Raw genomic sequence first — 23,167 nt, 5'->3', positions numbered from 1 at the left:
AATCCATGCGACAGAAAATCTGCGCGCTCGCGCTGACCTTTGTGCTGGCGCTCACATCGGCGGGCACGGCATTCGCGGCGGAAACGCCGAACGCAGTCCAGTCGAAACTCGCCCTCATCGAACAGGATACCTACGGCAGAGAGCAGACGGGCGCCCTCATCGACCGCATCAACCGGCTCGAGCGCGACTACGACGGCAGTCACCGCACGGGCAGCCTCATGTCGCGTATCGACGCGCTCTACGAGGAAATCTATACGAACAGCACCACCCCGTCGATCCTCATGGATCTCAACGCGATTGAATGGAACATCAACCACGAGACGAGCATGCGCGCCGTGCAGGAGCGCGTCGGCGAGATGGAGACGTCCCTCCTCGGAAAGACGGGCGAAGGTACGTTCAAAAAGCGCATCGCCGCGCTCAGCACCGCATCGTTCGGAACGAAGGACATTCCCGTCGTCCCCGTCTCCGTCCCGGCAGACACGCTCGTCAAGATCTCGCTCGTGACGCCCGTCAATGCGAAAAACCTCAAGGTGGGCGATACGATCGAATACCAGGTTGCGGACGATGTGTTCGTCAACGACGCGCTTGTCTTTGCCAAGGGGTCGCGCGGTGAAGGGACGGTCACAAAGGTACGGCAGGCACGCAACTTCGGCCGCAACGCGGAGGTCGAGATCGACTTTAACAACACGAAGGCGCTCGACGGCACCTATGTGACGACCTACATCGGGGAAGAGGCAAAGAAAGAGATGGAACATCTCGCGATGGCGGCGGGCGCGTCGCTCGCGGGCATCGCCGTCCTCGGCCCCGTCGGCATCGTCGCGGGGGCGTTCGTGCGCGGGAAGAACGTCGACCTCCCGGCGGGGACCGAACTCTACATCCAGACAAAGGAAGAAACGACGCTCTACGGCGTCCAGACCACCTATGACAGCGCGGCGCCGTTCCAATCCACGGTGGCACAGCAGTCCGCGTCTGCGACCGACGGCGACTATGACAACAGCGTCTATGACGACGCCGCGTGATACGCGCGATGGATTTTTAGGTTCAACAAAACGGGACTGTCACATGACGAACATGCGGCAGTCCCGTTTTATTATGTTTTCATTTGTATCGCCGCAGCCATGCGCGCGGCACCTAGACCATAATGCTCCGCCGCGCGCGTCGTTTGCGCCGCGGCTCCCGTCAAGCGGCTATGCGCGGTCAATCACCGCACGAAGAAGCCCGCCAGCTTCATATTGCGGTCATAGCTGAGGCGATAGACCACGGCCGTCGCCTTGTACCCGACCGCGATCTCACCGACGGCAAACACCTCGTCCCCTTGACGCAGTGCCGTCATGTACGGTTTGCCGAACGAAACGCGCGCCCCCCATTTTGGTGCGAACTGCGTCTTTGCCTCGTTCACCTGCTCCGCCGTCAGACTCTGACGCATATTATCCGTCGCGCTCGCCTGCAGCGCTGCAATATCGCCGCGCTCAAAGAGGTCGATCGTCGCCTTCATCTGTTCTTCCACTTTCTGCGCATTAAAGACGCCGCTCTCCTCCAGCGATATCTGAGTCACCGCGGGCGCCGCCTGCTGTGCCGCGGCCTGCTCCTCCGCAAACGCTGTGGGCGCGGCAGCTGTGCCGCCAACCATGAGTCCGATGCAAAGTGCGCATACGATCCGACGAATTTTCATAGTGATCTTCTCCTTTTACTGAACAACTCCTACTTCACGCAGGAAAAACATGCGAGGGATTCGACGCATTCGACGGATACTTCGCCGTAGAGTTTTCGGAGGCGTTCCTCTAAACTCTTCGCCGTATCGTACGGCGGGGTGAAGAAGCCCATGCGCTCGTAAAGCTGCGTGACGACGAACGTGGTCCGGGCATTCTCGCCCAGCACGAACACCGATCCCGTCAGCCGCCCGCCGGGACGCAGGACACGATGTACCTCCGACCACGCGCGCTCCTTATCCGGGAACGCGTGAAACCCGTTGATCGAGACCGCCGCGTCGAAGAAATCGTCCTCGAACGTCAGCTGTCCGACATCCCCCTCCACGAAGGCGACGTTGCGGATCCCGAGCACATCCGCCCGCGCGCGCGCCGCCGCGAGCATCGCGGGCGAATAGTCGACGCAGGTGATATCGGCGTCCGGGAGCTCCGCGTAGACGGGGAGGGAGAGACAGCCCGTGCCGACGGGCACCTCGAGCAGCCGCCCCGCGAAGCCCTCGTGCGCCGCGCGCAGCGCGAGCCCCACATAGCGCGTGACGCCCGCACGGCCGAGACCCCAGACGAGCCGCGAGACGAACTTCCCCGACCATGTACTGTACGTCATCATCCCGTCGTACAGATTCGCGAGCCGCCCGACCGAGCGGTACGCCCCGCGGATCTTTTCATAGCGCCGCTGTTCCTCGTCCATTATGACATCCTTTCTCCTATCTATGCCAAATTATTCTACCATAAATTGCGCGTACGTTCAAATATGCGTCGTATGGACAGGGCTGCCGTTCGGTGGTAATATTTAGGAAACCATGCTATATCTCCTGCTAAAGTAATTGACGTTTTTATACTTTTTTGCTATACTAAGTGCAGTGAAAGGACTTCAGCGTGCGGCGCTGGTCAGAGCCCTTCATTGCTCATAGCAGTAATGGAGGGCTTTTCATATGTCTGAACCATGTAACTACGATAAACCTTTTAAGACTTACCAAGAGCAAATACACCATTTAGCCGATAAATACGGACTCATAATCAAGGATACAGGTTTTGCAGAACATGCACTCAAAACAATGTCCTATTATGATTTAATCAACGGATATCAAGACTCTATGATGATCAACGGCCGCTATAGGCCGGGAATTACCATCGAATTTTTATATCGTTTCCACCTCTTTGATAAGGGCTTTCAAAATATTATTTTCCCTCGTATTATGTTGATTGAAAATTACTTTAAGTCAATATTGTCACATTGTATTGCTGAAAATTTTGGTGTGGATGAGCGCTTTTATTTAGATCGTTCTAATTACAACTATGCTTCACGAAATATTGACTGTCAACACCTGTTAGACGATATTAAAAGGATATTCACACAGCAGTATCCACCGATGCCAACACGGTTTTATAAAACAAGCCATAACCATATTCCTCCATGGATTCTCTTCAAGAATATCTCTTTTGGCAACAGCATCAATCTGTTCCGTGTATTAAGGCCCCCGCAGAAAAATACAATTGCAAACACTCTTCTGCCAACCAACGCCCTCCGAAAATCGGCCAAAATAGCATTTCTCATCTCAGGGCTCAACCTCATTCGGAAATGTCGCAATATGATCGCGCATAATTTAAAATTCATCACATTCCATGCCAATCGCTTTGATGCTTTGCAGACAACAACTCTTAACACATTACTTCCACCTCCCCTTACAAAACTCGACAGCCAATATCCAAAACTCGGTAATCGGGATCTATATGCAGCAATCCTCTTTATCCATCAAATCTTAGGCACGCGGTTTTTAAGACATCTTTTTCTAATAGACCTCATAAACTATTTAAGTTCGACCTCTGATAGATATAACACATCACTTTTTACACAATACTCAGCAATCACAAAGCTTCCCCCTGATCTGCTGCGTCGATGCTTGCAAACTATGCGGCTTCCCCGATAAGAAAAGGAAAATCATTATGCAACAGCACTTCTATTATACGACACTCATCCTCGCCGCATCCCTTGCCGCCCTCGGCTGCGGCACGACCGCCGAAAAAGAACCGCCGCCGCCCCTCGTGCGCACGGTCACGGTCGGCGATGCCTCTTCTACAGGCGACACGGGCTATGCCGGCACGGTGCGCGGACGATACGAGACAAAGCTCGCCTTTCAGGTCGGCGGACAGATTCTCTCGCGCAACGTGAACGTCGGGACGCGTGTCCGCGCGGGCGATGTGCTCATGGTCATCGACGCGCGCGACGTACAGCAAAAGGCGAACGCCGCGGATGCGGGCGTTGCCTCGGCGCGCGCACAGATGCAGCTCGCGCGCACGAATCTCGCGCGCTATGAGGAGCTCTACGCCGCACAGGCGATCTCGGCGGCAGCGCTCGATCAGTACCGCGCACAGGCAGACGCCGCCGAAGCTGCCTATCGTCAGGCGGCGGCGCAGAGCACAGAGGCGAGCAACGCGCTCGGCTACACACACCTCGTTGCAGGTGCGGACGGTGTCATATCGAATATCACGGTCGAGGAGGGTCAAGTCGTCGCCGCGGGGCAGACGGTCATGACGCTCACGCAGGAGGGCGCGCGCGAGATCGAGATCGCCGTTCCGGAGAGCCGACTATCGGATGTCTCGGTCGGTATGCCCGCCGCCGTGACGCTCTGGGCAGACGATATTGCCTATACGGGCACCGTGCGCGAGATCGCCCCCGTCGCCGATGCCGCGACGGGCACCTACGCCGCGCGCATCGCACTGAGAGACGCCCCCGCGGAACTTCCGCTCGGCATGACGGCGCATGTGCGCCTTTCCTCTGCGGAGGCGGCAGGCGCGGTACTCCCCCTTTCCGCCCTGTACCAAACGGGCGATACCACAGGTGTCTACATCATCGAGGACGGCGCGGTACATCTCCAACCGGTCACGGTCACGGCATTTCATGATAACGACGTCGTCGTCACAGGGCTCCCCGCGGGCGCCGTCGTCGTGACGGCGGGCGTCCACCAGCTGCACGAGGGAGAGGCGGTGCGCACGCAATGAGGAATCTCACCGAGCTCTCGCTACGCCATCGTTCCCTCGTTTGGTATTTCATCATCGTCTTCGCCGTCGGCGGCGTCTTTGCCTACCGCTCGCTCGGGCGCATGGAGGATCCCGCGTTCACCATCCGCCAGATGGTCGTCTCCGCCGCATGGCCGGGCGCGACCGCCGAGGAGATGCAGGAGCAGGTCACGGACAAGCTCGAGCGCCGGTTCCAAGACGTCCCGGGCATGAAGCAGATCAAGAGCGAGACGCGCCCCGGGCAGACCGTCATCTATCTGGACCTGCGCCCCGAGGTGGACAAGGCGCAGATTCGCCCGACGTGGCGCGACGTGCATAACTTCGGCGAAGATGTCAAACGGGATCTGCCGGACGGCGTGCTCGGTCCCTACTACAACGACCGATTCGACGACGTGTACGGCTCGATCTACGCCGTCACGGGCGCAGACTACTCCTATGAGGAGCTGCGCGCCATGGCGGAGGACGCCCGCCGCCGCATCCTCGCCGTGCCGAGCGTACAAAAGGTCGTCCTCATCGGCGTCCAGCGCGAGCGCGTCTACGTCGAGATCGCGCTCGACCGCCTCGCGCAGCTCGGCATCAGCCCGCAGGTCATCACGGACGCTCTGGCGGGACAGGATGCGATGATGACGGCGGGGCGCATCGAGACGGAGACGGACAATGTGTATCTGCGCGCCTCGGGCGTCTTTGAAAACGTCGAGGACATCCGCGCGCTGCCCATCGCCGCGAACGGGCGCGTCTTTCGTCTCGGCGATATCGCAAAGGTCGAGCGGCGCGACATCGAGCCTGCCGATCCGAAGATGTTCTACGACGGCGCCCCTGCCGTCGGCATCGCCGTCTCCATGGCGGACGGCGGAAATATCCTCGAACTCGGGCAAAATCTCTCCGCGCTCACCGCAGAGATCCGTGCAAACCTTCCGCTCGGTGCACAGCTCAGCGAGGTCTCAAACCAGCCCGCCGTCGTGCAGAGCTCCATTGACGATTTCGTCGAGACGCTGCTGCTCGCCGTCGTCATCGTGCTCGCCGTCAGCTTCCTCTCGCTCGGACTGCGCACGGGGCTCGTCGTCGCGTGCTGCATCCCGCTCGTGCTCGCTGGCACGTTCGTCGCGATGTATATCCTCGGCATCGACCTGCACAAGGTCTCCCTCGGCGCACTCATCATCGCGCTCGGTCTCCTCGTAGACGACGCGATCATCGCCGTCGAGATGATGAGCGTGCAGCTTGAGCGCGGCATGGATCGCTTCGACGCCGCGTGCTACGCCTTCACCCAGACCGCGAAACCGATGCTCACCGGCACGCTCATCACCTGCGCGGGATTCATCCCCGTCGCCTTTGCAAAGGGGCTCGCAAGCGAGTTCTGCGCCGCGCTCTTCCCCGTCATCGGCATCGCGCTCGTCCTCAGCTGGATCGTCTCCGTCATGGTCGCGCCGCTGCTCGGGTACTACCTCATCCGTGTGAAAAAAGAAGAGACCTCGCACGATCCGTATGAGAGCCGCTTCTACCGCCTCTTTCGCCGTGTGCTGACCGCATTCCTCACGCATCGCGGCATCGTGCTCGCGGGGACGGTACTCATCTTTATCCTCTCCCTCGTCGCTTTTCCGCACATCAAGCAGACCTTTTTCCCGCCGTCGCTGCGCCCCGAGCTGCTCGTCCGGCTAACCCTGCCCGCAGGCGCGTCCATGCAGGCGACGCAGACAGAGTCGGATCGGCTTGCGGCGATCCTCGACGCGCATATGGACAAAATCGAAAACTACGCGTACTACGTCGGCAGGTCTACGCCGCGGTTCGTCCTCACCGTCGATCCGAAGGCGGACGCCGACAACACGGCGCAGTTCGTCATCACGGCGAAGGGCACGGCGGAGCGCGAACAGCTTGCGGCGCTCATCGGCGACGCACGCCGCGACGAGCTCTCGGGCGCACGCGTCACGACGCAATACATCCAGACGGGGCCGCCTGCCAACTTCCCCGTCATGCTGCGCGTCTCCGCCCCCACCGCGGACGAAGCACGGCGCGTTGCCGAGGAGGTCGCTGCGATCGCGAGCAGCGATGCCGCGACCGCGAACGTACACCTCGACTGGACGGAGAAAACGAAAGCTGTCCGCATCGATTTTGACAAGGAAAAACTGAAACGTCTCGGCATCACTGCCAAGGCTGTCAAGCAGATGCTCTACACCGAGCTCTCGGGCGCTCAGGCAGCGGAGTTCTACACGGGCGACCGCACGATCGGCATCGCTCTGCGGCTTGCAGAGCCAGATCGGACGAATATCGAGCGGCTCGGGGAGCTCCCCGTCGCCACGTCCGGCGGGTACATCCCGCTCGCGCAGATTGCGCATATTTCCTACGAGGCGGAAGATGGATTCATCAAGCGCCTCAACCTGCGCCCGTCCATCCTCGTACAGGCGGAGGTCACGCAGGGCGAGGGCAACGACGCCGCACGCCGCATTTTCGCCGCGACGAAGGAGCTGCGCGATGCTCTCCCCGCGGGAACGACGATCGAGACGGCGGGCGCGCTGGCGGACTCCGCGGACTCCATGAGCTACCTCGTAAAGCCCGTGCCCGCCATGATTTTCATCATCATGACGCTCCTCATGATACAGGTCGGCAGCATGGGCAAGATGACGCTGACCATCCTCACCGCACCGCTCGGGCTCATCGGCGTCGTGCTCGCGATGCTGCTCACGGACTCCGCCGTTGGATTCGTCGCGTATCTCGGCATCCTCGCGCTCTTTGGCATGATCATCCGCAACTCCGTCATCCTCATCGATCAGATCAAAAAGCATGAGGACGCGGGTGAGCAGCCCATGGACGCCATCATCGACTCCGCTGTTCTGCGATTCCGCCCCATCATGCTTACCGCCGCCGCCGCCATCCTCGGAATGCTCCCCCTCATGCGCAGCATCTTCTGGGGACCCATGGCAGTCGCCATCGCAGGCGGCCTCATCGTCGCAACCGTGCTGACGCTGCTGGTGCTCCCCGTGATGTATGCCGTGGCATATCGTGTGAAGTAAACGTATATTGACAAGTAATTAAAAAGTAAGTACAATATACGCATGGAGACAAGCTTTGTATGGGATGAAAATAAAAACGAAATCAACAAGAGAAAGCATAATCTCTCCTTTGAGGAAGCATGTACTGTCTTTGATGATGACGACGCTATTCTTTTTGATGACCCCGACCATTCAATCGATGAGGACAGATTTCTCATCATCGGAATGGTTCAAACGAAAAGAATATGTATTGTAAGTCATTGCTACCGAGATAACAATCATGTGATTCGTTTGATTTCAGCGCGAGAAGCAACAAAAAATGAGAAACAGATATACTGGGAAAGATGGTGATATAAATGAGAGAAGAATACGATATTCGTCAGCTGAATCCAAGGCGGAATCCTTATTCCAACCGGGTTAAGAAGCAAATTACAATCAAGTTGGATGATGAGGTTATAGAATACTTTAGAAAACAGTCAGAACGGTCAGGCGTTCCCTATCAGACGCTGATAAACTTATACCTATCCGACTGTGTCCATACAAAACGGGAACTGCAGCTCTCATGGGCATAAGAAAACGGGATACTATACAAACCAGTATGGTATCCCGTTTTTCTGTGTCACGATTCATAAAGATAGAAAACTAGTTCCCCCTCCTTATACTCCCCAATATAAATATCCTTCAGCTCATACCCCGCCTCGCGCAGTGCCCCTTTAAGCCACACGCGGTCTTTGTCTACGAGTTCGAGCGCGTCGTCGTCGATCTGCCCGTCGAGGATCAGCGGATAGCGCGCGTTTTGTTCGCCGTATTGAATGACGGTGAGCTGACCGTTCGGCTCAAGCACGGCGCGTTTGACGTCCTTGACGAAGTAGACGCCCGCCATGCGCAGCTTGAGGTGAATATCGTGCGCGAGCATCCCGTGCCGCATGCACTCCTCCACTTTGAGCACGCCCCGTTCGATGAGGACCGCGGGCCGCCCGTCGACAAATCCTTTGACCGCGCTGCTCGTGGATTTCACATATTTGAGGACGAGCACCAGCAGCGTCCACGCGATGAGCTCGAGGACAAACTCGAGCACCGAGATGTCGTTGTTGTAGATGACGCCGCCGATGATGCCGCCGAGCACATAGTTCTGCACCTGATCCGTCGCGGAGCTGGGCGCGAGATTGCCCTTACCGAGCAGATTGATTTGAAGGATCAGACAGAGCAGTCCGAGCGCGAGCTTGACGAGTACGAGCGAATAGACGATCATGTCAGTCCTCCTTGTCCACGATCTGCACGTCGCGGCTCATCAGATGCGTCCGGTCATATCGAAACGACGTAAAGTCCGCGTTGAACGTCACCATATAATACGTTCCGTGCACGCTGACGAGCATCCCCTGTTTCAGGTTGGTCGAGTTCGTCCGCACCTCATTGACCGTGACGCCGAGATCATCCGCCATGCGGTGCAGGAACAGCGCCATGCGCGAGGTCTGCTCCCGGTCGCTCCGCGTCTGCGTATAGCCGCTGTACTGAACGCCGCCGAGAAACAGAACGGTGAGCAGCAGGATGACGATGAGGTCGCGGTAACGCGAGACGAACCGGCTGCGCAGGTATTTGAAAATCACAAAGAGCAGTGCCGCCAGCGCGAGAAATGAAAGCGTGTACTGCACGGCGTCATTGATCTGACTGCGCTGCACGATATAGGCATACGTATAAAACTGCACGGTATCAATCCCTCCTCCGCCCCGCCCCTCGGCGGGATGCCCGTATAGATTACTACGCCGGCGCCCGCGCGTCAATCCCCGTGCGCACAGATCGAAATACGACATGTATTCATGCATTTTATTTCTTTTCTTCTGTATTTTCTGTTATAATAGGACTATCATCCAAAGAAGAAACGGCAGCATAGCCGGCGGGATGAAGATGTGTTCTGTGTATTGTGGGATGTGTTCCGCATCCCGGCGGGAGTTGAGCGCCATGAAAGGTGAGCTGTTTATCAAAGAAAATCGGTGCAAGGGCTGCGGCATCTGCGCGGCATTCTGCCCGAAAAAAGTGCTCGAGGTGAGCCTCCTCGGCAAGATCACGCCCGTCCGTCCCGACGACTGTATCGCGTGCGGGCAGTGCGAAATGCGCTGTCCGGATTTTGCGATATTCGTGGAGCGGAGGGCGGTCGTATGAGCAAAACAAAAACCTCTGCCCGGCTGATGCAGGGCAACGAGGCGGTCGCCGAGGGCGCGATTGCGGCGGGTGTGACGTTCTTCGCGGGCTACCCCATCACGCCCTCAACCGAGATTGCCGAACAGATGGCGCTGCTGCTGCCGAAGATCGGCGGCACCTTCCTCCAGATGGAGGACGAAATCGGCGCGATGGGCGCCATCCTCGGTGCCTCGCTCGCAGGCGCGAAGGTCATGGACGCGACGAGCGGCCCCGGGTTCTCTCTGAAACAGGAGCTCATCGGCTACGCCGCATGCGCCGAGATTCCCTGCCTCGTCGTCAACGTCCAGCGCGTCGGCCCCTCCACGGGACAGCCGACCGCGCCAGCGCAGGGCGACGTGATGCAGACGCGCTGGGGCACGCACGGCGACCATCCCATCATCGTACTCTCGCCGTGGAGTGTCCGCGAGTCGTTCGACATGACGGTCATGACGGTGAACTACGCCGAGCGGTTCCGCTCGCCCGTCATCCTGCTGACGGATGAGATCGTCGGGCACCTGCGCGAGAACGTCACGCTGCCCGCCCCCGAGGAGCTCAACATCTACCCGCGCCGCCTGCCGAAACTGACGCGCGCTGAGGGCTATCAGCCGTATGCGGTCGGCGAAGACCTCGTCCCCGACGTCGCGCGGTTCGGCGACGGGTACCGCATCCATGTGACGGGGCTCCTGCACGATGAGACGGGCTTCCCCTCGGGCAGTCCCGCCGTCACAGAGTCCATGCTCCGCCGTCTGCATGAGAAAATCGACCGCGCGGGCGAGGAGATCATCCACGTGGAAGAACACTTCATGGAGGATGCGGACTATGCCGTCATCAGCTACGGCGGCACGGCGCGCACCGCCTACGAAGCCGTCCGCGCGGCACGTGCGGAGGGGCTCTCCGTCGGTTTCCTGCGTCTCCAAACGATCTGGCCGTTTGCAAATGCCGCCGTCGGGCGGCTCGCAAATCGCGTGAAGGCGCTCCTCGTCGCGGAGCTGAACTACGGTCAGCTCGTGCATGAGGTCACGCGCGCGGCGCACGGCACGCCCGTCCGTGCCGCGCTCAAATACAATATGCTGGACTTCACTCCGCAGGAGATTCTCGCCGAGATTCGGCGCATGTGTGAGGAGGGACGGGCATAATGGCGGATACGAATACAAATCTGCACGCGGACATCGACCGCGGCTACGAACAGCTTTTCCGGCAAAACCGTCTGCCGCACCTCTGGTGTCCCGGCTGCGGCAACGGCACGGCGCTCAAATGCATCGCCGAGGCGATCGAGGGCGCGGACGGCATCACGCAGGACAATACGGTCATCGTCTCCGGCATCGGCTGTTCCTCGCGCGGGTCGGGCTACATGGACTTTGACACCGTGCATACGGCGCACGGGCGCGCTATTCCCTTTGCCACGGGCATCAAGCTCGCACGCCCCGAACTAAACGTCGTTGTCATTACAGGAGACGGCGATTGTACTGCCATTGGCGGCAATCATTTCCTGCATGGATGCCGGCGCAACGTCGACCTGACGGTCGTCCTTTTCAACAACAACATCTACGGCATGACGGGCGGGCAGACCTCGCCGACGACGCCCGCGGGCATGTCCACGACGACGGCGCCCTACGGCACGGTCGACCGCGTTCTCGACGCCTGCCGCATCGCTGAGGCTGCGGGGGCGACCTATGTCGCGCGCTCAACGGCGTTCCACGTCAAGCATCTCACGCAGATGATTGCGGGCGGTCTCGGGAGTCACGGGTTCTCTCTCATCGAGGCGATCGTCCAATGCCCCACCGCCTACGGACGCCGGAACAAGATGGGCGCGCCCGCCGCGATGCTCTCGTGGATGCGCGACCACGCCGTCATGAAGAGCGCGTGGGATAAACTTCCGCCCGAAAAACGCACGCCGGACAAATTCCCCATCGGCCTCCTCTGCGCGTATGAGGGTGCGGAATACGGGGCGGCAAATACCGAGATCATGCGCCGCGCAGGAGGGCTTTGACATGCAGAAAGAACTTCGTCTCTCCGGCTCGGGCGGACAGGGCGTCATCACCGCCGCCATCATCTTTGCAGAGGCCGCGACCGCGTGCGGCATGAACGTCGCGCAGTCGCAGTCCTACGGCCCTGAGGCGCGCGGCGGCGCGTCCCGCTCCGAGGTCATTGTAAGCGATGCCGCCATCTACCACCCGCATGTGGAGCATCCGGGCATCGTGCTCGCCATGACGCAGGCGGCGGCGAATAAATACGCGGGCGACCTCGACGACGCGGACGGCATCCTGATTGTGGACAGCGAGCTCGTCCCCCGGGTGCCGCACGCGGCGCACATCGTCTCCGTCCCCATCACCACGCTCGCCATCGAAAAACTTGGCAAAGCCCTCTTCGCGAACATCGTCGCCCTCGGCACGATCACGCGCGTCGCGGATCTCGTCCCCCTCTCCGCCGTCGAAGCCGCCGTGAAAAACCGCGTCCCGCCGCATACCGTGGAGCAGAATATGCGGGCGCTCGCCCTCGGGTACGAAGCGGCGGGCGCATAAGAACCGACAACCATAATATCAAAAACTCCTGTGCGGGATGCCTGATCGGGGCAGTCCTGCACAGGAGTTTTTTATGTGATGAAGCCGTTCACGTTCTATATGACTTTGTCCGCCGCCTATACGTTTCTGACCATGCCCGCGATCCGCTCCACAGCGGCGGGGTCGCGATGGTCGAAGAACGCGCTGACGCCGGTATCGAGGGCGGCAATCGCGTTCATGTCCTCCGCCGTGAGCGCGAAGTCGAACACATCGAAGTTCTGCCGCATCCGTTCTTTCTTCACGCTCTTGGGGATGCAGACAATATCTCGCTGCAGAAGCCAGCGGAGCACGACCTGGGCGACGCTCTTATCGTATTTCGCACCGATCTCCCGCAGCGTCTCGTTGCCGAACAGGTCGTTCCGCCCCTCGGCAAACGGCGCCCAGCCCTCCATCTGCACGTTCTTGGACGTCATATACGCCTGCGCCTCGTTCTGTTGGAAGAAAACGTTCGCCTCGACTTGATTGACCTGCGGCACAACGTCGTTGAAGGCGATCAGGTCCGCGAGCCGGTCGGGATAGAAGCTGCACACGCCGATGGCACGGATCACGCCCTCCCGATAGAGCTCCTCCATCGCCCGCCACGCGCCGTAGTAATCGGAGAGCGGCTGATGGATCAGATAGAGATCCAGATAGTCCAGCCCGAGCCGCTGCATAGACCGCGCGAATCCGCGCTTTGCCCCCTCATAGCTCGCATCCGTAACCCAGAGCTTTGTCGTGATAAAGAGTTCCTCACGGGGCACGCCGCAGCTCCGCACTGCCGCGCCGACCGCTTCCTCGTTGCCGTAGGAAGCCGCCGTGTCGATCATCCGATAGCCGACGTCGACGGCGTCGCGCACCGCCTGCGTGCATTCCGCGGGGTCTGTGATCTGATAGACACCGAATCCCAGCTTCGGCATTTTCACGCCGTTATTGAGCGTTACATATTCCATGTGCGGCCTCCTTTAGAGATACTTCGCGTAAAATTCCGCGAGCTTGTCCATCGCCTTGTCCACGTACTCCGGATACCAGTAGGTGCGGATGTGCGTAGCGCCGTCGATGAGGAACAGCTCCTTTTCCTTCGTCCCCGTCGCCCGCTCGTAGCAGCCCTCCGTCATGTAGAGCGTGTCCGCCGCCTTGCCCGCCATCATCAGCAGCGGCCGGTCGATCATCTCCATGCCGACGCGCGCGTCAAAGGCAAAGAGGTCGATGTTGGAGGAGACGGTGTAGGAAAATCCGGAACCCGTGTGTCTGCACATGATTCCGTAGTATTCGTACCCGTCGCGGTAGAGATCGAACGGCAGCTCCTTTGCCTCCGCGGGCGTCATCGTCAGCATGTCGGGCGTGTAGCGTACCTCCCTGCCGGCGCGCTCGTCCTCCCGCGCCCGATACGCATCCTCCAGACGCTCGGTGATCGTATGGATTTGGGAATCCAAAAAGCCGTTCTTGCGCACGATTCCGGTGTTGAATGCCGAGAGCGTTGCGACTGCCCGCAGACGCTTGTCCGTCTGCGCGGCGCGCAGCGTGTATCCGCCGCCGCCGCAGATGCCGAGGATACCGACGCGGCTGCGGTCGACGCCGCGGTACTGCACGATGAAATCGATCGCGCCGTGAATGTCCTCCACGCGGTTCTGCGGCTTATCGGTATTGCGCGGCTGCCCCTCCGACTGCCCTTGATAGGCGGCGTCGAACGCCAGCGTCACATAGCCGAGCTCCGCCAGCCGCTGCGCATAGAGCCCCGCGACCTGCTCCTTCACACCGCCGTTCGGGTGCGCCACGACCACGGCGGGATATGCGCCGCTCTCCTGAAAATCTGCCGGAACATATATGTTTGCCGCGATTTTCAGACCGTTCAAATCGTAGGAAACCGGACGGATGTTGACCTTGCCCGGCTCGTTCTTCTCAAGCGCGCCGTCGTAAACCAGTCCGAACGTGTTCATTTCTTCTTTGCTCATGATCAAATGCTCCTTCAAAATTTCAGCGCAGCCCCGCCGCCAGCCGTTCCGCTTCGCGGCGGTTTGTCGCCGTCCCCCGATAGTTCATGTCGTAGTAAGAGGCAAATCGTTTCATCGTGTATTCGCATGCCTCCAGCATCCATTGCTCCGGCGCCGCACCTTGACAGATAAAGTACATATCCTTGCCGGAGAACGCCGCCGTATCGGCGCCGCCGTAAAAATGATCCAGCAGTGTCCGCAGTGCGCCGGACAGATTGTGCCAGTAAAGCGGCGACCCGATCACGAGGGTATCCGCCCCGCGCATTGCCGCCACAACCTCGTCAAATTGATCGCCGGGGAGCTCCTGTCCGTAAAAATTGATGCGGTAGTCATTGAGGTTCAGCGTCGTATACGGTCTGCCGCCGATCAGTGCCTTTGCGAGCGCCGCCGTGTTGCCGTCCCTATTGGGACTGCCGTTGACAAACAAAATGCTCATGCCGCCCGTCTCCTTTCCTTCATCTGCGCCTCCCAGAAGGAAACCGCCGCCCGCACCCATCCCGCGGCAGCCGTGCCGCTGCCAAGCCCGAATCCGTGCGTCAGCCCTTCGTAAACGTGAAATTCTGTCGGAATGCCGTATGACTCCAACCGCTGCAGACGCCGCCGCATCGCTTGCGGGGCTGCAATCCCGTCACGTGAACCGACGCACGCATAGGTCGGCGCATCATCCGGCGCGGTTCCCGTATACCCCGTGTACTGCGTCACGACAGCAGCCGCCTGGCCGACGCGCGCGACGCCAAGTTGAGCGAGAGCATCCCTGCGGCCGAGCGCCGCCGCCATCCGTGCGCCCGCACTGCCGCCCCAGAGGGAATAGCCGTCCGGATCGACCGCCAGCTCCGCCGCGTGATCGTGGATAAAGGCGAGCGCCCGCGCAAGATCACGATAGGGATCGTCGGGGCGATAAATCAGCGCAAAGCAGTTGTACCCCATCGCACTGACCGCGCGCGCATGGGGGAAGCTGTCGTGCATCGCTCCGACATAGACAAAACCGCCGCCCGCATTCATCACGGCAAATTTCGCGCCGGGACGCCCGCGAAAATAAAACAGCCCCGTGTCCCGCTTGGAAGGATCGGCCGCCGTTTCCTGCGGCGTATAGATCGGATAGAACACCCGCTGTCCGGCAGCGGCATCCCGCCGCAGCCGGTTCAGGACGGCGACCGTCTCATCCGCATCGATACTACTGTACCACATGTATACCGAAGGGCTGCTGATCTCCGCAAGTGTCGCAGCGCCGTCCATCGGTCTGTCCACGGGAAAGAGGAGCCGTCCGAAATCGCCAAATACGGGATCGCACACGACTTCCGAAACCGTTGTGTCCTTCGTGAACATCCGCGCCGCATCGGATCGTCCCGAAGGGCTCATAAGTCCAGCTCGGACACCCACGCGGCGACCTCATCCGCCGAGGCGGCGCCGCGGAACCGCATCCCGTCGCGCCATGTGCCCGTGCCCGCACGCGCGGCAAGGTGTGCGGCGCTCTCGCCGAGCGGCGACGAGACGGACGTGCAGAACGGGATGACCGTCTTGCCGGTAAAGTCGTTCTGCGTCACAAAGTCGTCGAGTACCCACGACGCCTCGCCCCACCAGATCGGATAGCCGACGAACACGACGTCATAAGCGGCGAATCCGTCGGGCGCCGCCTGCCGAAGCCCCGGATGCCTGAGACTCGGATCGTTGTGCTCGCGCATGACGCGGCTGTTTTCGTCATTGTAGTTGAGATCTGCCTGCGTATATGGCTCGCTCGGTACGATCTCAAAAAGGTCTGCCGAGAGCTTCGCCGCGATCCGCTCGGCAGTCGCCTTCGTGTTGCCCGTGCCGGAATAATAGGCAACGAGAATCTTATGCCCGCCGGGCGGCGTCTGTGCCTGCTGCGCACCGGACGCGGCGGGCGGCGCTCCCGCAGGAGCCGCTGTGTTCCCGCAGGCGGTGAACGCGAGCATACACAGAGCGGAACATACGATTGTCAATAGTTTCTTCATCATTTACCTGCCTTCTCTGCCGGATAAAATGTTATCCTTTCAAGTGCGGGAGACTGCGCTCACTTCGCAAGCCCTTTCTCCCGCATCCATGCCTCCATCGCATCCGCAACCTCCGCGTTGTTCAGATCTGACATCATGAAATGCGTGCTGCCTTTGATGCCAAGCTCCGGCAGCATCACAACCGCGGCGTCGCCGCCGTGCGCGTTCACGTCCGCCGCCCATTTCCGCGCGAGGTTCACGCGGACGCGCCAGTTGTCGGCGCCCCAGTTCTCGGTCGGCGCGGTCGGAATGTTGTCGCCGAAGTAAACGACGATGGGGATCTTCGTGAGTTTCATAAACTCCTGCAGCGGCACGGCTTTTCCGACCGCAGGGAACGGGCTGGTCGTCGGTTCCGCCGCCGGTACTTCGCCCTCGGGGAAGGGGAACGTCCCGGGTTCGAGCGCGATCACGCCGCGCACCTTGTCCGACTTCATCGCCGTCGCCCATCCGGGGCCGCCGCCCGCCGAATGCGTGACGAGCACGCCGTCGCCGGATGCCGTAAAGACCGCCGCCATCGCATCCGCGACGATTCCTTCGTCAAATTTCCCCGTGTCCGGCGTCATCGCGTGAAAAAATTGATTCATAGATGCCGCATCCCTCGGGAACGCGGCGTTGTCATAGTAGTTCGGCCACTGCCCGAATCGGAACATATTGAACCACTGCTGATCGTCCGGCTGCGCGGTAATCTCTCCGGGAACGGTCGCGCGCCCCGCACGGCCGCGCCGCGGCTGGTCGACGAGATAGGTCGCGTACCCTTTCTCCAAAAAGATATTTTGAAATCCGTCCCTGCCGTCCGCCGTCGTCTCCCATGTCTTTGCCGACTGCCCGTAGCCGTGGAGGAACACCATTGCATAGCGGTGCGCATGCACCGGCTTTTGATAAAAGACATAGGCATGATCGCCGTGCAGGGTCTCTCCCGCATGGTCGGCCGGCTTCGTACCGTCGTACGTCCCCGGTGCGGTGATAACGGTACCGCCCGCCATGAAGCTCCCCTGCTCCGCGATCGTCACGGGGCGGCTGAATGCGAGCACCGTACCCGCCGTGAGCCACATGCAAACCGCCGCCATAAGCACCTTTTTTCCTTTGAGCATAAATGTCTGCCCCCTTCGATTCCCCAAAAAACTCCGGTTCTCCCTTTATGATAACCACGTGGAGCGCACATGAGAAGCATCAATTTATAGACTCGTTGATACCTTAGGGTTGAAACAGAAATTTCCGCTCCCGCACAAGCCGGCGCACCGCCTTCAAAAAATCCGACACAACGCCGGTCGGATTCATGGCGTACATCAGCCCGCAGGGGAACGTATGCCGCCATGCAACCGGCAGAACTTTGACGAGCGGATGAACGTCCCGCCAGCTCCCGACCGTCATGAGCAGCTTGCCCTCATGCGCGCAGCGGTTGAATGCGTCGAGGCTGTAAAAATGAAAATCCTCGATGCGGATCTCCGGATGGTGCGCCGTCAAATCGTCCCGGAGCGCGTCGACATGCGCGCTCCATCCGCGGTGCATGAGCATGAGGCATTCCCCATAGAGATCCGAAACGTCGAGCGCGTCCTTCCGCGCAAGAGGGTGTCGCACCGGCACGCCGCAGCAGATCGGCGCACGAACCAGCTCATAGCCGCGGCAGTGCCGCACTGTGCACAGCGTATCGTCAAAGAGTGCCGGCACGATGTCGATGTTCCGCCCGAGATGCAGCAGGATCTCACGGGCGTTTTCGGGCGTGTTTTCAAAGGGGACAAAGCGCAGACGGAACGCCGGATGCACCTGCTCGATCTCTGCCCACAACGCGGAAAACACCTGCGCCGGCGTCAGCGGCGACGTCCCGATGCGGATCAACCTGCCGTCCGCACACGCCGCGCTGCGCGCGCGCAGGACGGAGTCCTCCCAGTAGCGCATCATATATGCCGCGTCGTCATAGAACGATCGACCGGCGCTTGTCAGGATAAGCCCGCGGTGAGACCGCTCAAAAAGGCGCGTCCCGAGACTTGATTCGAGCAGATTGATCTGCTTGATGACCGCCGTCGGCGTCACATAGGACAGCTCCGCCGCGCGGTTAAAACTGCCGCAGTCCGCAGCCAAGAGAAACGTTTTTAACTGTCTGTGATACATGGATATGCCCCGCTCTCCTTCACGCATAGATTTCGCATATGTATTTTACCATATTTGGCATTTGGCAGGTCGGTTTTCATAAAAAATCTCCTCTATGCCGTTCCGAAGAGCAGTCATAGAGGAGATGTCTAGTCGATGGATGCGCAAGGGTCTTACCCTTTATCGGATTCTTTGTTATAGACGTCCTTCAGCAGCGTCTCTTTCCGCAGGGACGCGCAGGGGCAGGCGCAGGTGTCGGCGGGGACGCTGCGAATCGTGGCGAGGAGGATGTCGCCGATCATGGGGGCGTCGTCGTAGAAGATATCCGTGAGCACATCGTGCGACCACGGGCGAATCCCCTCGCCGTAGTTCACGACGAAATACAGCCCCGCATAGCACGCGCCGATCTCGCGCGCGAGGTAGACCTCGGGGGCAAGGCTCTGCCCAACGATGTCGGCGTGCCCCTTCAGCATAGCGATCTCGGCGGGACTCTCGAAATGCCGCCCGTCCGTGACGGCGTAGATGCCGCGGTCAAAGATGCGTCCCGCGTAACGTTTGCGCGTCTCAGCGACAAGCGTCTCGCGCAGCTCGCGGCAGAGCGCGTCGCGCATGACGAGGAGATACCGCCCGTCGAGCATGACGTCCTTGCGCACGGAGAGGTCGAGGTAGTCGTCGGGGATGAGGAAATCGCGCGGGTCGAGCAGGGGATTGACCGTGCCGACGCCGCCCTCGGAGAGGATGCGCCGCACGCCCGCCGCGCGCAGCACCCAGAACACCTGCCGCGACGCGTCCGCGCGCGTGACGCCGCTGCGCCAGCCGTGCATACGGCAGGTCAGCACGTGCCGTCCCGCGACGGAGAAGAGGCGGAACGCAGGGCTCTCGCCGTAGGGTGTTGCAAAGTGCAGTCCGTCCGCGAGGATCTCCACATCCGCCGCCATCGAGGCACGCGGGAAGTCGCTCGAGAGCGTCCCCGAGCCGCCGATGACGGCATAGCCCGCTGCCGGAACCTGTTGCTCTGCCATATCAAAACCTCCGTATCACGCGATACTGCGTGTCACGCTGTGCCGGCTCTCTGCCTGCGCCGCGAATCAGATCGATCATCTTCTTGATCGACATATTATACCGCGTCCCCGCGGCACGCACGACATTCTCCTCGAGCATGATGCTCCCGAGATCATCTGCGCCAAAGCCGAGGGTCAGCTGACCGATGCGCTCGCCCTGCGTCACCCACGAGCCCTGGATGTGCGCAACATTGTCCATGTAGAGCCGCGTGAGGGCAAGTGTCCGCATATAGTCCCAGCTCGACGTCTTCTCTCCGCCGAGTGCCGTATTGCCCGGCTGGAACGTCCATGTGATGAACGCGCGGAAGCCGCCCGTCTCCTCCTGCAGCCGGCGGATGTGCTCCATGTGCTCCACGCGCTCCGCCATCGTCTCGCCGAAGCCGATGACCATCGTCGCCGTCGACTCCATGCCGATCTTGTGTGCCGTGCGCATGACACGCAGCCAGTCCGCCGTCATGATCTTCTTCGGCGCGATGAGCTTGCGTACGCGGTCGACGAGGATCTCCGCACCACCGCCGGGGAGCGACGAGAGCCCTGCATCCTGCAGCCGCCGCAGCGTCTCCTCGACCGTAAGCCCCTCCTTCTCTGCAAAATACAGGATCTCCGTCGCCGTAAAGGAGTGGATCACGATGGAGGGATAGCGGCTGCGGATGGCGCGCAGCATATCCTCGTAGTACGAGAGCGGCAGATCGGGATGGATGCCGCCCTGGATCATGACCTGCGTTCCTCCCGCTGCCGCCGTCTCGCCGACCTTCGCGAGAATCTCCTCCAGCGGCAGAAGATACGCATCCTCCGCATCCTGTTTCGTGTAGAATGCGCAGAAACGGCACTCATTCACGCAGATATTCGTGTAATTGATGTTGCGGTCAACGATGAACGTCACCGTATCGCCGAACCGCCGCCGCCGCTCCGCATCCGCCGCGCGCCCGAGTTCGATCGGGTCGCCGTACGTGAGGAGATCGGCAGCCTCCTGCTCCGTGAGTCTCATGCGCCCTCCCCTGCCGCGATCGGCCGATAAAACGTATCGCGCTCCACAGGCACATAGCCCGCCTCGCGGATCATCGCGTCGAGTTCGCTCCGCGTGATGCCCGTCTGCGTCTGTGCCCCCGCCGCGTGGATGATCTTCTCCTCGCCGATCGTACCATCGAGATCGTCCGCACCGAAGCCGAGGGCAAGCTGCGCAATCGGCTGCGTCAGCATGACCCAGAACGCCTTGAAATGTGCGACGTTATCGAGCACAAGGCGCGAGAGCGCGAGCATCTTCATATCCTCCCATGAGCCGACGCGCGTGAGTTTCTTCTCCGCACCAAGCGCCGTGTTCTCGGGATGGAACGGAAAGAGCATGAATGCCTGAAAACCGTCCGTCTCATCCTGCAGATCGCGCAGGGCAAGCAGATGGTCGATGCGCTCCTCCACCGTCTCGATGTGTCCGTACATCATGGAGGCATTCGTGCGGATACCGAGCGCGTGCGCCGTGCGCATACAGTCGATCCACTCCGCACGCGTCGCCTTGTTCGGGCATATAACCGCGCGCACACGATCGGACAGGATCTCCGCGCCACCGCCGGGGAGTGACGACAGCCCTGCCTCCTGCAGGGTGTGCAGGACGTCACGGACGGACGTCCCCTCCGTCTTTGCAAAGTTCACAACCTCCACGGGCGTGAATGCCTTGATATCCGCATGGGGAAGCGCCGCGCGCACCTGCCGCACCACGCCCTCGTAGTAGGAGAAAGGACGGTCAGGATGCAGCGCGCTCACGATGTGGATCTCCGTGAGGCGCGGTGTTTTTTTCGCCAGTTCCAGCACGCGAGCCACGTCGTCGGTCTCCATAATATAGCCGCGTGCATCGCCGCGTTCCACCTGGAACGCGCAGAGCGGACAGTTCGCACTGCAGATGTTCGTGAGATTGATGTGACGGTTCACCGTATAGTAGACGTTCTTCCCGCTCGCTCGCTCCTTCGCCGCACGCGCCCACGCAGCGAGCGCGAGGAGGTCGTTGTCCTCGTAGAGGGCGAGCGCATCCGCCCTCGTCAGCCGCGCCCCGCGCTCGGCGGCGGCACGGGCTTTCTTTCGATCACTCATGTACGATATTCTCTCCTTTAATACCCCCGCAAGTGTATCAAATGCGGCGCGCTTTTGCAAATCCTCCACGCGGGTGCAAGACTTGCTTTCCCGCCTCGTTCCGTGCTATAATAGCGCCTATTATCGAGGAAGGAGGGTACGATGGCACAATTATCCGCTCCCATCACCTACCGCACATTGCTCGCATTCGCCGTGCCGATGATCATCTCACATCTCGTTATGAATGTGAACTTCATCGTCGACGGCTTCTTTGTTGCGCACGCCGTCGGGACGGACGGGCTGTCGGCAATCAACATCGTCATGCCGTTCATCCCGCTCACGATCGTACTCGCGACCATGCTCGGCACGGGCGGCAGTGCCCTCGTTGCGGCGCAGCTTGGGGAGGGAAAACGCCGTCATGCGCAGGAAAATTTCTCCCTGCTCGTCCTCGTCTGCGTCATTCTCAGCACGATGATCGCTGTACTCGGACTGATCTTCCTACGCCCCGTCCTCTATTTCTTCGGCGCGGACGATGCCCTCTATCCGCTCTGCGAAGTATATGCCGTGCCGCTCTTCGTCTCGACACCGCTCACGATGGCAGGGCTAATTCTCGACATCTTCCTCGTTGCGGCAGGACAGCCGCGTCTCGCGATGCTCTCCTTTCTCGTCGGCGGCATCGTCAATATGGTGCTTGACTACATCCTCCTCTTTGTCCTCGACTGGGGGCTGGGGGGCGTAGCCGTCGCGACGGCGACGGGCTTCTCCATCTCCGCATTCGTCGGCCTATGGTACTTTGTCATACACCGGAGGGGGACGCTCCGCCTCGTGCGCCCCGTCTGGCGGCTGCGCACCGTCCTCTCTGCGATGGGCAACGGCTCGAGCGAGATGGTGATGCAGCTCTCCATGAGCATCATCATGATCGTCATGAACAACACAATGATGCGCCTTGCGGGCGCGGACGGCGTGGCGGCAATCGCCATCTCGGAGTACATCTCCGGTCTGCTTACCGCCATTTACATGGGCTACGCCGAGGGCGTCGCACCTCTGGCGAGCTTCAACTACGGCAAACGCGACACGCACGCCCTGCGCGGAATCCTGCGCCGCAGTCTCACGCTCATCACCGCATTCTCCCTCTTTACCACCGCGGTCAGCATCCTCATCGCCGCGCCGCTCACACAGATCTTCGTCCCCGCAACCTCGCACGTCTACGACCTCGCCGTGACGGGGTTCCGCCTCTATGCGATCGGCTTCCTCTTCGCGGGATTCGGCACCTACGGCTCGTCCTTCTTCACCGCGCTCGGCGACGGCCGCACCTCCGCGCTGCTGTCCTTCTGCCACACGATGCTCTTCCTCCTCGGCTTCCTCCTCCTGCTCCCCCGATTCTTCGGCATCCACGGCGTCTTTATGGCGACACCCGCCGCCGATTTCCTCGGCGCGTGCATGGTGTTCGCGTTCCTGTGGAAAAAGCGGAAGCTGTACGGATACGCATAATATCCGGCAACAAAAAAGCCGCTGTTCCGTCATAGGA

At 60.4% G+C, this 23,167-nt stretch carries 25 protein-coding genes; 11 read left to right on the top strand and 14 right to left on the bottom strand.

Annotation, left to right across the window (positions count from 1 at the left end):
• Positions 1-5: 5 nt before the first annotated feature.
• Entirely contained in the window at positions 6-1,019 is a 1,014-nt protein-coding gene (locus HMPREF9161_RS07275; protein WP_009729027.1) for a hypothetical protein, read from the top strand.
• A gap of 182 nt (positions 1,020-1,201) precedes the next feature.
• Here HMPREF9161_RS07275 and HMPREF9161_RS07270 read toward each other — a convergent pair whose 3' ends face one another.
• Positions 1,202-1,672 carry a DUF3887 domain-containing protein gene (locus HMPREF9161_RS07270; RefSeq protein ID WP_009729026.1) on the bottom strand — a complete coding sequence of 157 codons (471 nt, stop codon included), beginning with the start codon at positions 1,670-1,672 and terminating at the stop codon, positions 1,202-1,204.
• Between the two features lie 29 nt (positions 1,673-1,701).
• Entirely contained in the window at positions 1,702-2,394 is a 693-nt protein-coding gene (locus HMPREF9161_RS07265) for a class I SAM-dependent methyltransferase (protein ID WP_009729025.1), read from the bottom strand.
• A gap of 244 nt (positions 2,395-2,638) precedes the next feature.
• Here HMPREF9161_RS07265 and HMPREF9161_RS07260 point away from each other — a divergent pair, with 244 nt between their 5' ends.
• From HMPREF9161_RS07260 to HMPREF9161_RS09805, 5 genes are read left to right on the top strand one after another with little or no spacing between them, the layout of a single operon-like run.
• The gene (locus tag HMPREF9161_RS07260; protein ID WP_009729024.1) at positions 2,639-3,634 is read left to right on the top strand and encodes an Abi family protein; all 996 of its coding nucleotides are present in this window, start codon (positions 2,639-2,641) and stop codon (positions 3,632-3,634) included.
• Positions 3,635-3,650: 16 nt separating this feature from the next.
• Positions 3,651-4,706 carry an efflux RND transporter periplasmic adaptor subunit gene (locus HMPREF9161_RS07255; RefSeq protein ID WP_009729023.1) on the top strand — a complete coding sequence of 352 codons (1,056 nt, stop codon included), beginning with the start codon at positions 3,651-3,653 and terminating at the stop codon, positions 4,704-4,706.
• The gene (locus tag HMPREF9161_RS07250; protein ID WP_009729022.1) at positions 4,703-7,729 is read left to right on the top strand and encodes an efflux RND transporter permease subunit; all 3,027 of its coding nucleotides are present in this window, start codon (positions 4,703-4,705) and stop codon (positions 7,727-7,729) included. The genes HMPREF9161_RS07255 and HMPREF9161_RS07250 overlap by 4 nt, the downstream gene beginning before the upstream one ends.
• Before the next feature lie 42 nt (positions 7,730-7,771).
• The gene (locus tag HMPREF9161_RS09810) at positions 7,772-8,059 is read left to right on the top strand and encodes a BrnT family toxin (protein ID WP_071599621.1); all 288 of its coding nucleotides are present in this window, start codon (positions 7,772-7,774) and stop codon (positions 8,057-8,059) included.
• A gap of 5 nt (positions 8,060-8,064) precedes the next feature.
• Complete coding sequence (locus HMPREF9161_RS09805; protein ID WP_071599620.1) at positions 8,065-8,280, top strand: BrnA antitoxin family protein; 216 nt, start codon at positions 8,065-8,067, stop codon at positions 8,278-8,280.
• A gap of 47 nt (positions 8,281-8,327) precedes the next feature.
• Here the strand turns inward: HMPREF9161_RS09805 and HMPREF9161_RS07245 are convergent, their stop codons facing one another.
• Both HMPREF9161_RS07245 and HMPREF9161_RS07240 read right to left on the bottom strand, forming a co-directional pair.
• Positions 8,328-8,960 (bottom strand): DUF421 domain-containing protein, encoded by a 633-nt coding sequence (locus HMPREF9161_RS07245; protein ID WP_009729021.1) that lies wholly within the window; start codon positions 8,958-8,960, stop codon positions 8,328-8,330.
• A gap of 1 nt (position 8,961) precedes the next feature.
• Positions 8,962-9,414, bottom strand: a complete 453-nt coding sequence (locus HMPREF9161_RS07240; RefSeq protein ID WP_009729020.1) for a DUF3290 domain-containing protein — start codon at positions 9,412-9,414, stop codon at positions 8,962-8,964.
• Between the two features lie 253 nt (positions 9,415-9,667).
• On the opposite strand from HMPREF9161_RS07240, the gene HMPREF9161_RS07235 reads away from it, so the two are divergent.
• The 4 genes from HMPREF9161_RS07235 to HMPREF9161_RS07220 are packed head-to-tail and all read left to right on the top strand — an operon-like array spanning position 9,668 to position 12,408.
• Positions 9,668-9,868 (top strand): 4Fe-4S binding protein, encoded by a 201-nt coding sequence (locus tag HMPREF9161_RS07235; protein ID WP_009729019.1) that lies wholly within the window; start codon positions 9,668-9,670, stop codon positions 9,866-9,868.
• Positions 9,865-11,022, top strand: coding sequence for a 2-oxoacid:acceptor oxidoreductase subunit alpha (locus tag HMPREF9161_RS07230; protein WP_009729018.1), 1,158 nt, complete (start codon positions 9,865-9,867; stop codon positions 11,020-11,022). The genes HMPREF9161_RS07235 and HMPREF9161_RS07230 overlap by 4 nt, the downstream gene beginning before the upstream one ends.
• Positions 11,022-11,876: a thiamine pyrophosphate-dependent enzyme gene (locus tag HMPREF9161_RS07225; protein ID WP_009729017.1), complete on the top strand. Its 855-nt coding sequence runs from the start codon at positions 11,022-11,024 to the stop codon at positions 11,874-11,876. Before HMPREF9161_RS07230 ends, HMPREF9161_RS07225 begins: the two co-directional genes overlap by 1 nt.
• 1 nt (position 11,877) lies before the next feature.
• A complete protein-coding gene (locus HMPREF9161_RS07220) occupies positions 11,878-12,408 on the top strand; it encodes a 2-oxoacid:acceptor oxidoreductase family protein (RefSeq protein WP_009729016.1) in 531 nt (176 codons plus the stop codon).
• A gap of 116 nt (positions 12,409-12,524) precedes the next feature.
• Here HMPREF9161_RS07220 and HMPREF9161_RS07215 read toward each other — a convergent pair whose 3' ends face one another.
• From HMPREF9161_RS07215 to HMPREF9161_RS07170, 10 genes are all read right to left on the bottom strand, one after another.
• Positions 12,525-13,376 carry an aldo/keto reductase gene (locus tag HMPREF9161_RS07215; RefSeq protein ID WP_009658646.1) on the bottom strand — a complete coding sequence of 284 codons (852 nt, stop codon included), beginning with the start codon at positions 13,374-13,376 and terminating at the stop codon, positions 12,525-12,527.
• 12 nt (positions 13,377-13,388) lie between these two features.
• Complete coding sequence (locus tag HMPREF9161_RS07210; RefSeq protein WP_009729015.1) at positions 13,389-14,378, bottom strand: alpha/beta hydrolase; 990 nt, start codon at positions 14,376-14,378, stop codon at positions 13,389-13,391.
• 22 nt (positions 14,379-14,400) lie between these two features.
• On the bottom strand, positions 14,401-14,853 hold the full coding sequence (locus HMPREF9161_RS07205; RefSeq protein WP_009729014.1) for a flavodoxin family protein: 453 nt from the start codon (positions 14,851-14,853) through the stop codon (positions 14,401-14,403).
• Positions 14,850-15,743: an alpha/beta hydrolase gene (locus HMPREF9161_RS07200; protein WP_009658615.1), complete on the bottom strand. Its 894-nt coding sequence runs from the start codon at positions 15,741-15,743 to the stop codon at positions 14,850-14,852. Before HMPREF9161_RS07200 ends, HMPREF9161_RS07205 begins: the two co-directional genes overlap by 4 nt.
• Before the next feature lie 29 nt (positions 15,744-15,772).
• A complete protein-coding gene (locus HMPREF9161_RS07195) occupies positions 15,773-16,393 on the bottom strand; it encodes a flavodoxin (RefSeq protein WP_009729012.1) in 621 nt (206 codons plus the stop codon).
• A 56-nt stretch (positions 16,394-16,449) separates the two neighbouring features.
• On the bottom strand, positions 16,450-17,520 hold the full coding sequence (locus HMPREF9161_RS07190; RefSeq protein WP_009729011.1) for an alpha/beta fold hydrolase: 1,071 nt from the start codon (positions 17,518-17,520) through the stop codon (positions 16,450-16,452).
• 103 nt (positions 17,521-17,623) lie between these two features.
• Complete coding sequence (locus HMPREF9161_RS07185; RefSeq protein ID WP_009729010.1) at positions 17,624-18,538, bottom strand: LysR family transcriptional regulator; 915 nt, start codon at positions 18,536-18,538, stop codon at positions 17,624-17,626.
• Positions 18,539-18,690: 152 nt separating this feature from the next.
• Positions 18,691-19,539, bottom strand: coding sequence for an MTAP family purine nucleoside phosphorylase (locus HMPREF9161_RS07180; RefSeq protein ID WP_009729009.1), 849 nt, complete (start codon positions 19,537-19,539; stop codon positions 18,691-18,693).
• A 1-nt stretch (position 19,540) separates the two neighbouring features.
• Positions 19,541-20,566 carry a cyclic dehypoxanthinyl futalosine synthase gene (mqnC, locus tag HMPREF9161_RS07175; RefSeq protein WP_009729008.1) on the bottom strand — a complete coding sequence of 342 codons (1,026 nt, stop codon included), beginning with the start codon at positions 20,564-20,566 and terminating at the stop codon, positions 19,541-19,543.
• On the bottom strand, positions 20,563-21,660 hold the full coding sequence (locus HMPREF9161_RS07170; protein WP_009729007.1) for a CofH family radical SAM protein: 1,098 nt from the start codon (positions 21,658-21,660) through the stop codon (positions 20,563-20,565). Before HMPREF9161_RS07170 ends, mqnC begins: the two co-directional genes overlap by 4 nt.
• 141 nt (positions 21,661-21,801) lie before the next feature.
• Between HMPREF9161_RS07170 and HMPREF9161_RS07165 the strand changes: the two genes are divergently transcribed.
• Entirely contained in the window at positions 21,802-23,130 is a 1,329-nt protein-coding gene (locus tag HMPREF9161_RS07165) for an MATE family efflux transporter (RefSeq protein WP_009729006.1), read from the top strand.
• Positions 23,131-23,167 lie beyond the last annotated feature (37 nt).

The sequence above is a fragment of the Selenomonas sp. F0473 genome (assembly GCF_000315545.1).
Taxonomy (GTDB): Bacteria; Bacillota; Negativicutes; order Selenomonadales; family Selenomonadaceae; genus Centipeda.
Note: the sequence above shows the minus strand (reverse complement) of the source record. Positions and strands in the feature narration are given on the sequence as shown.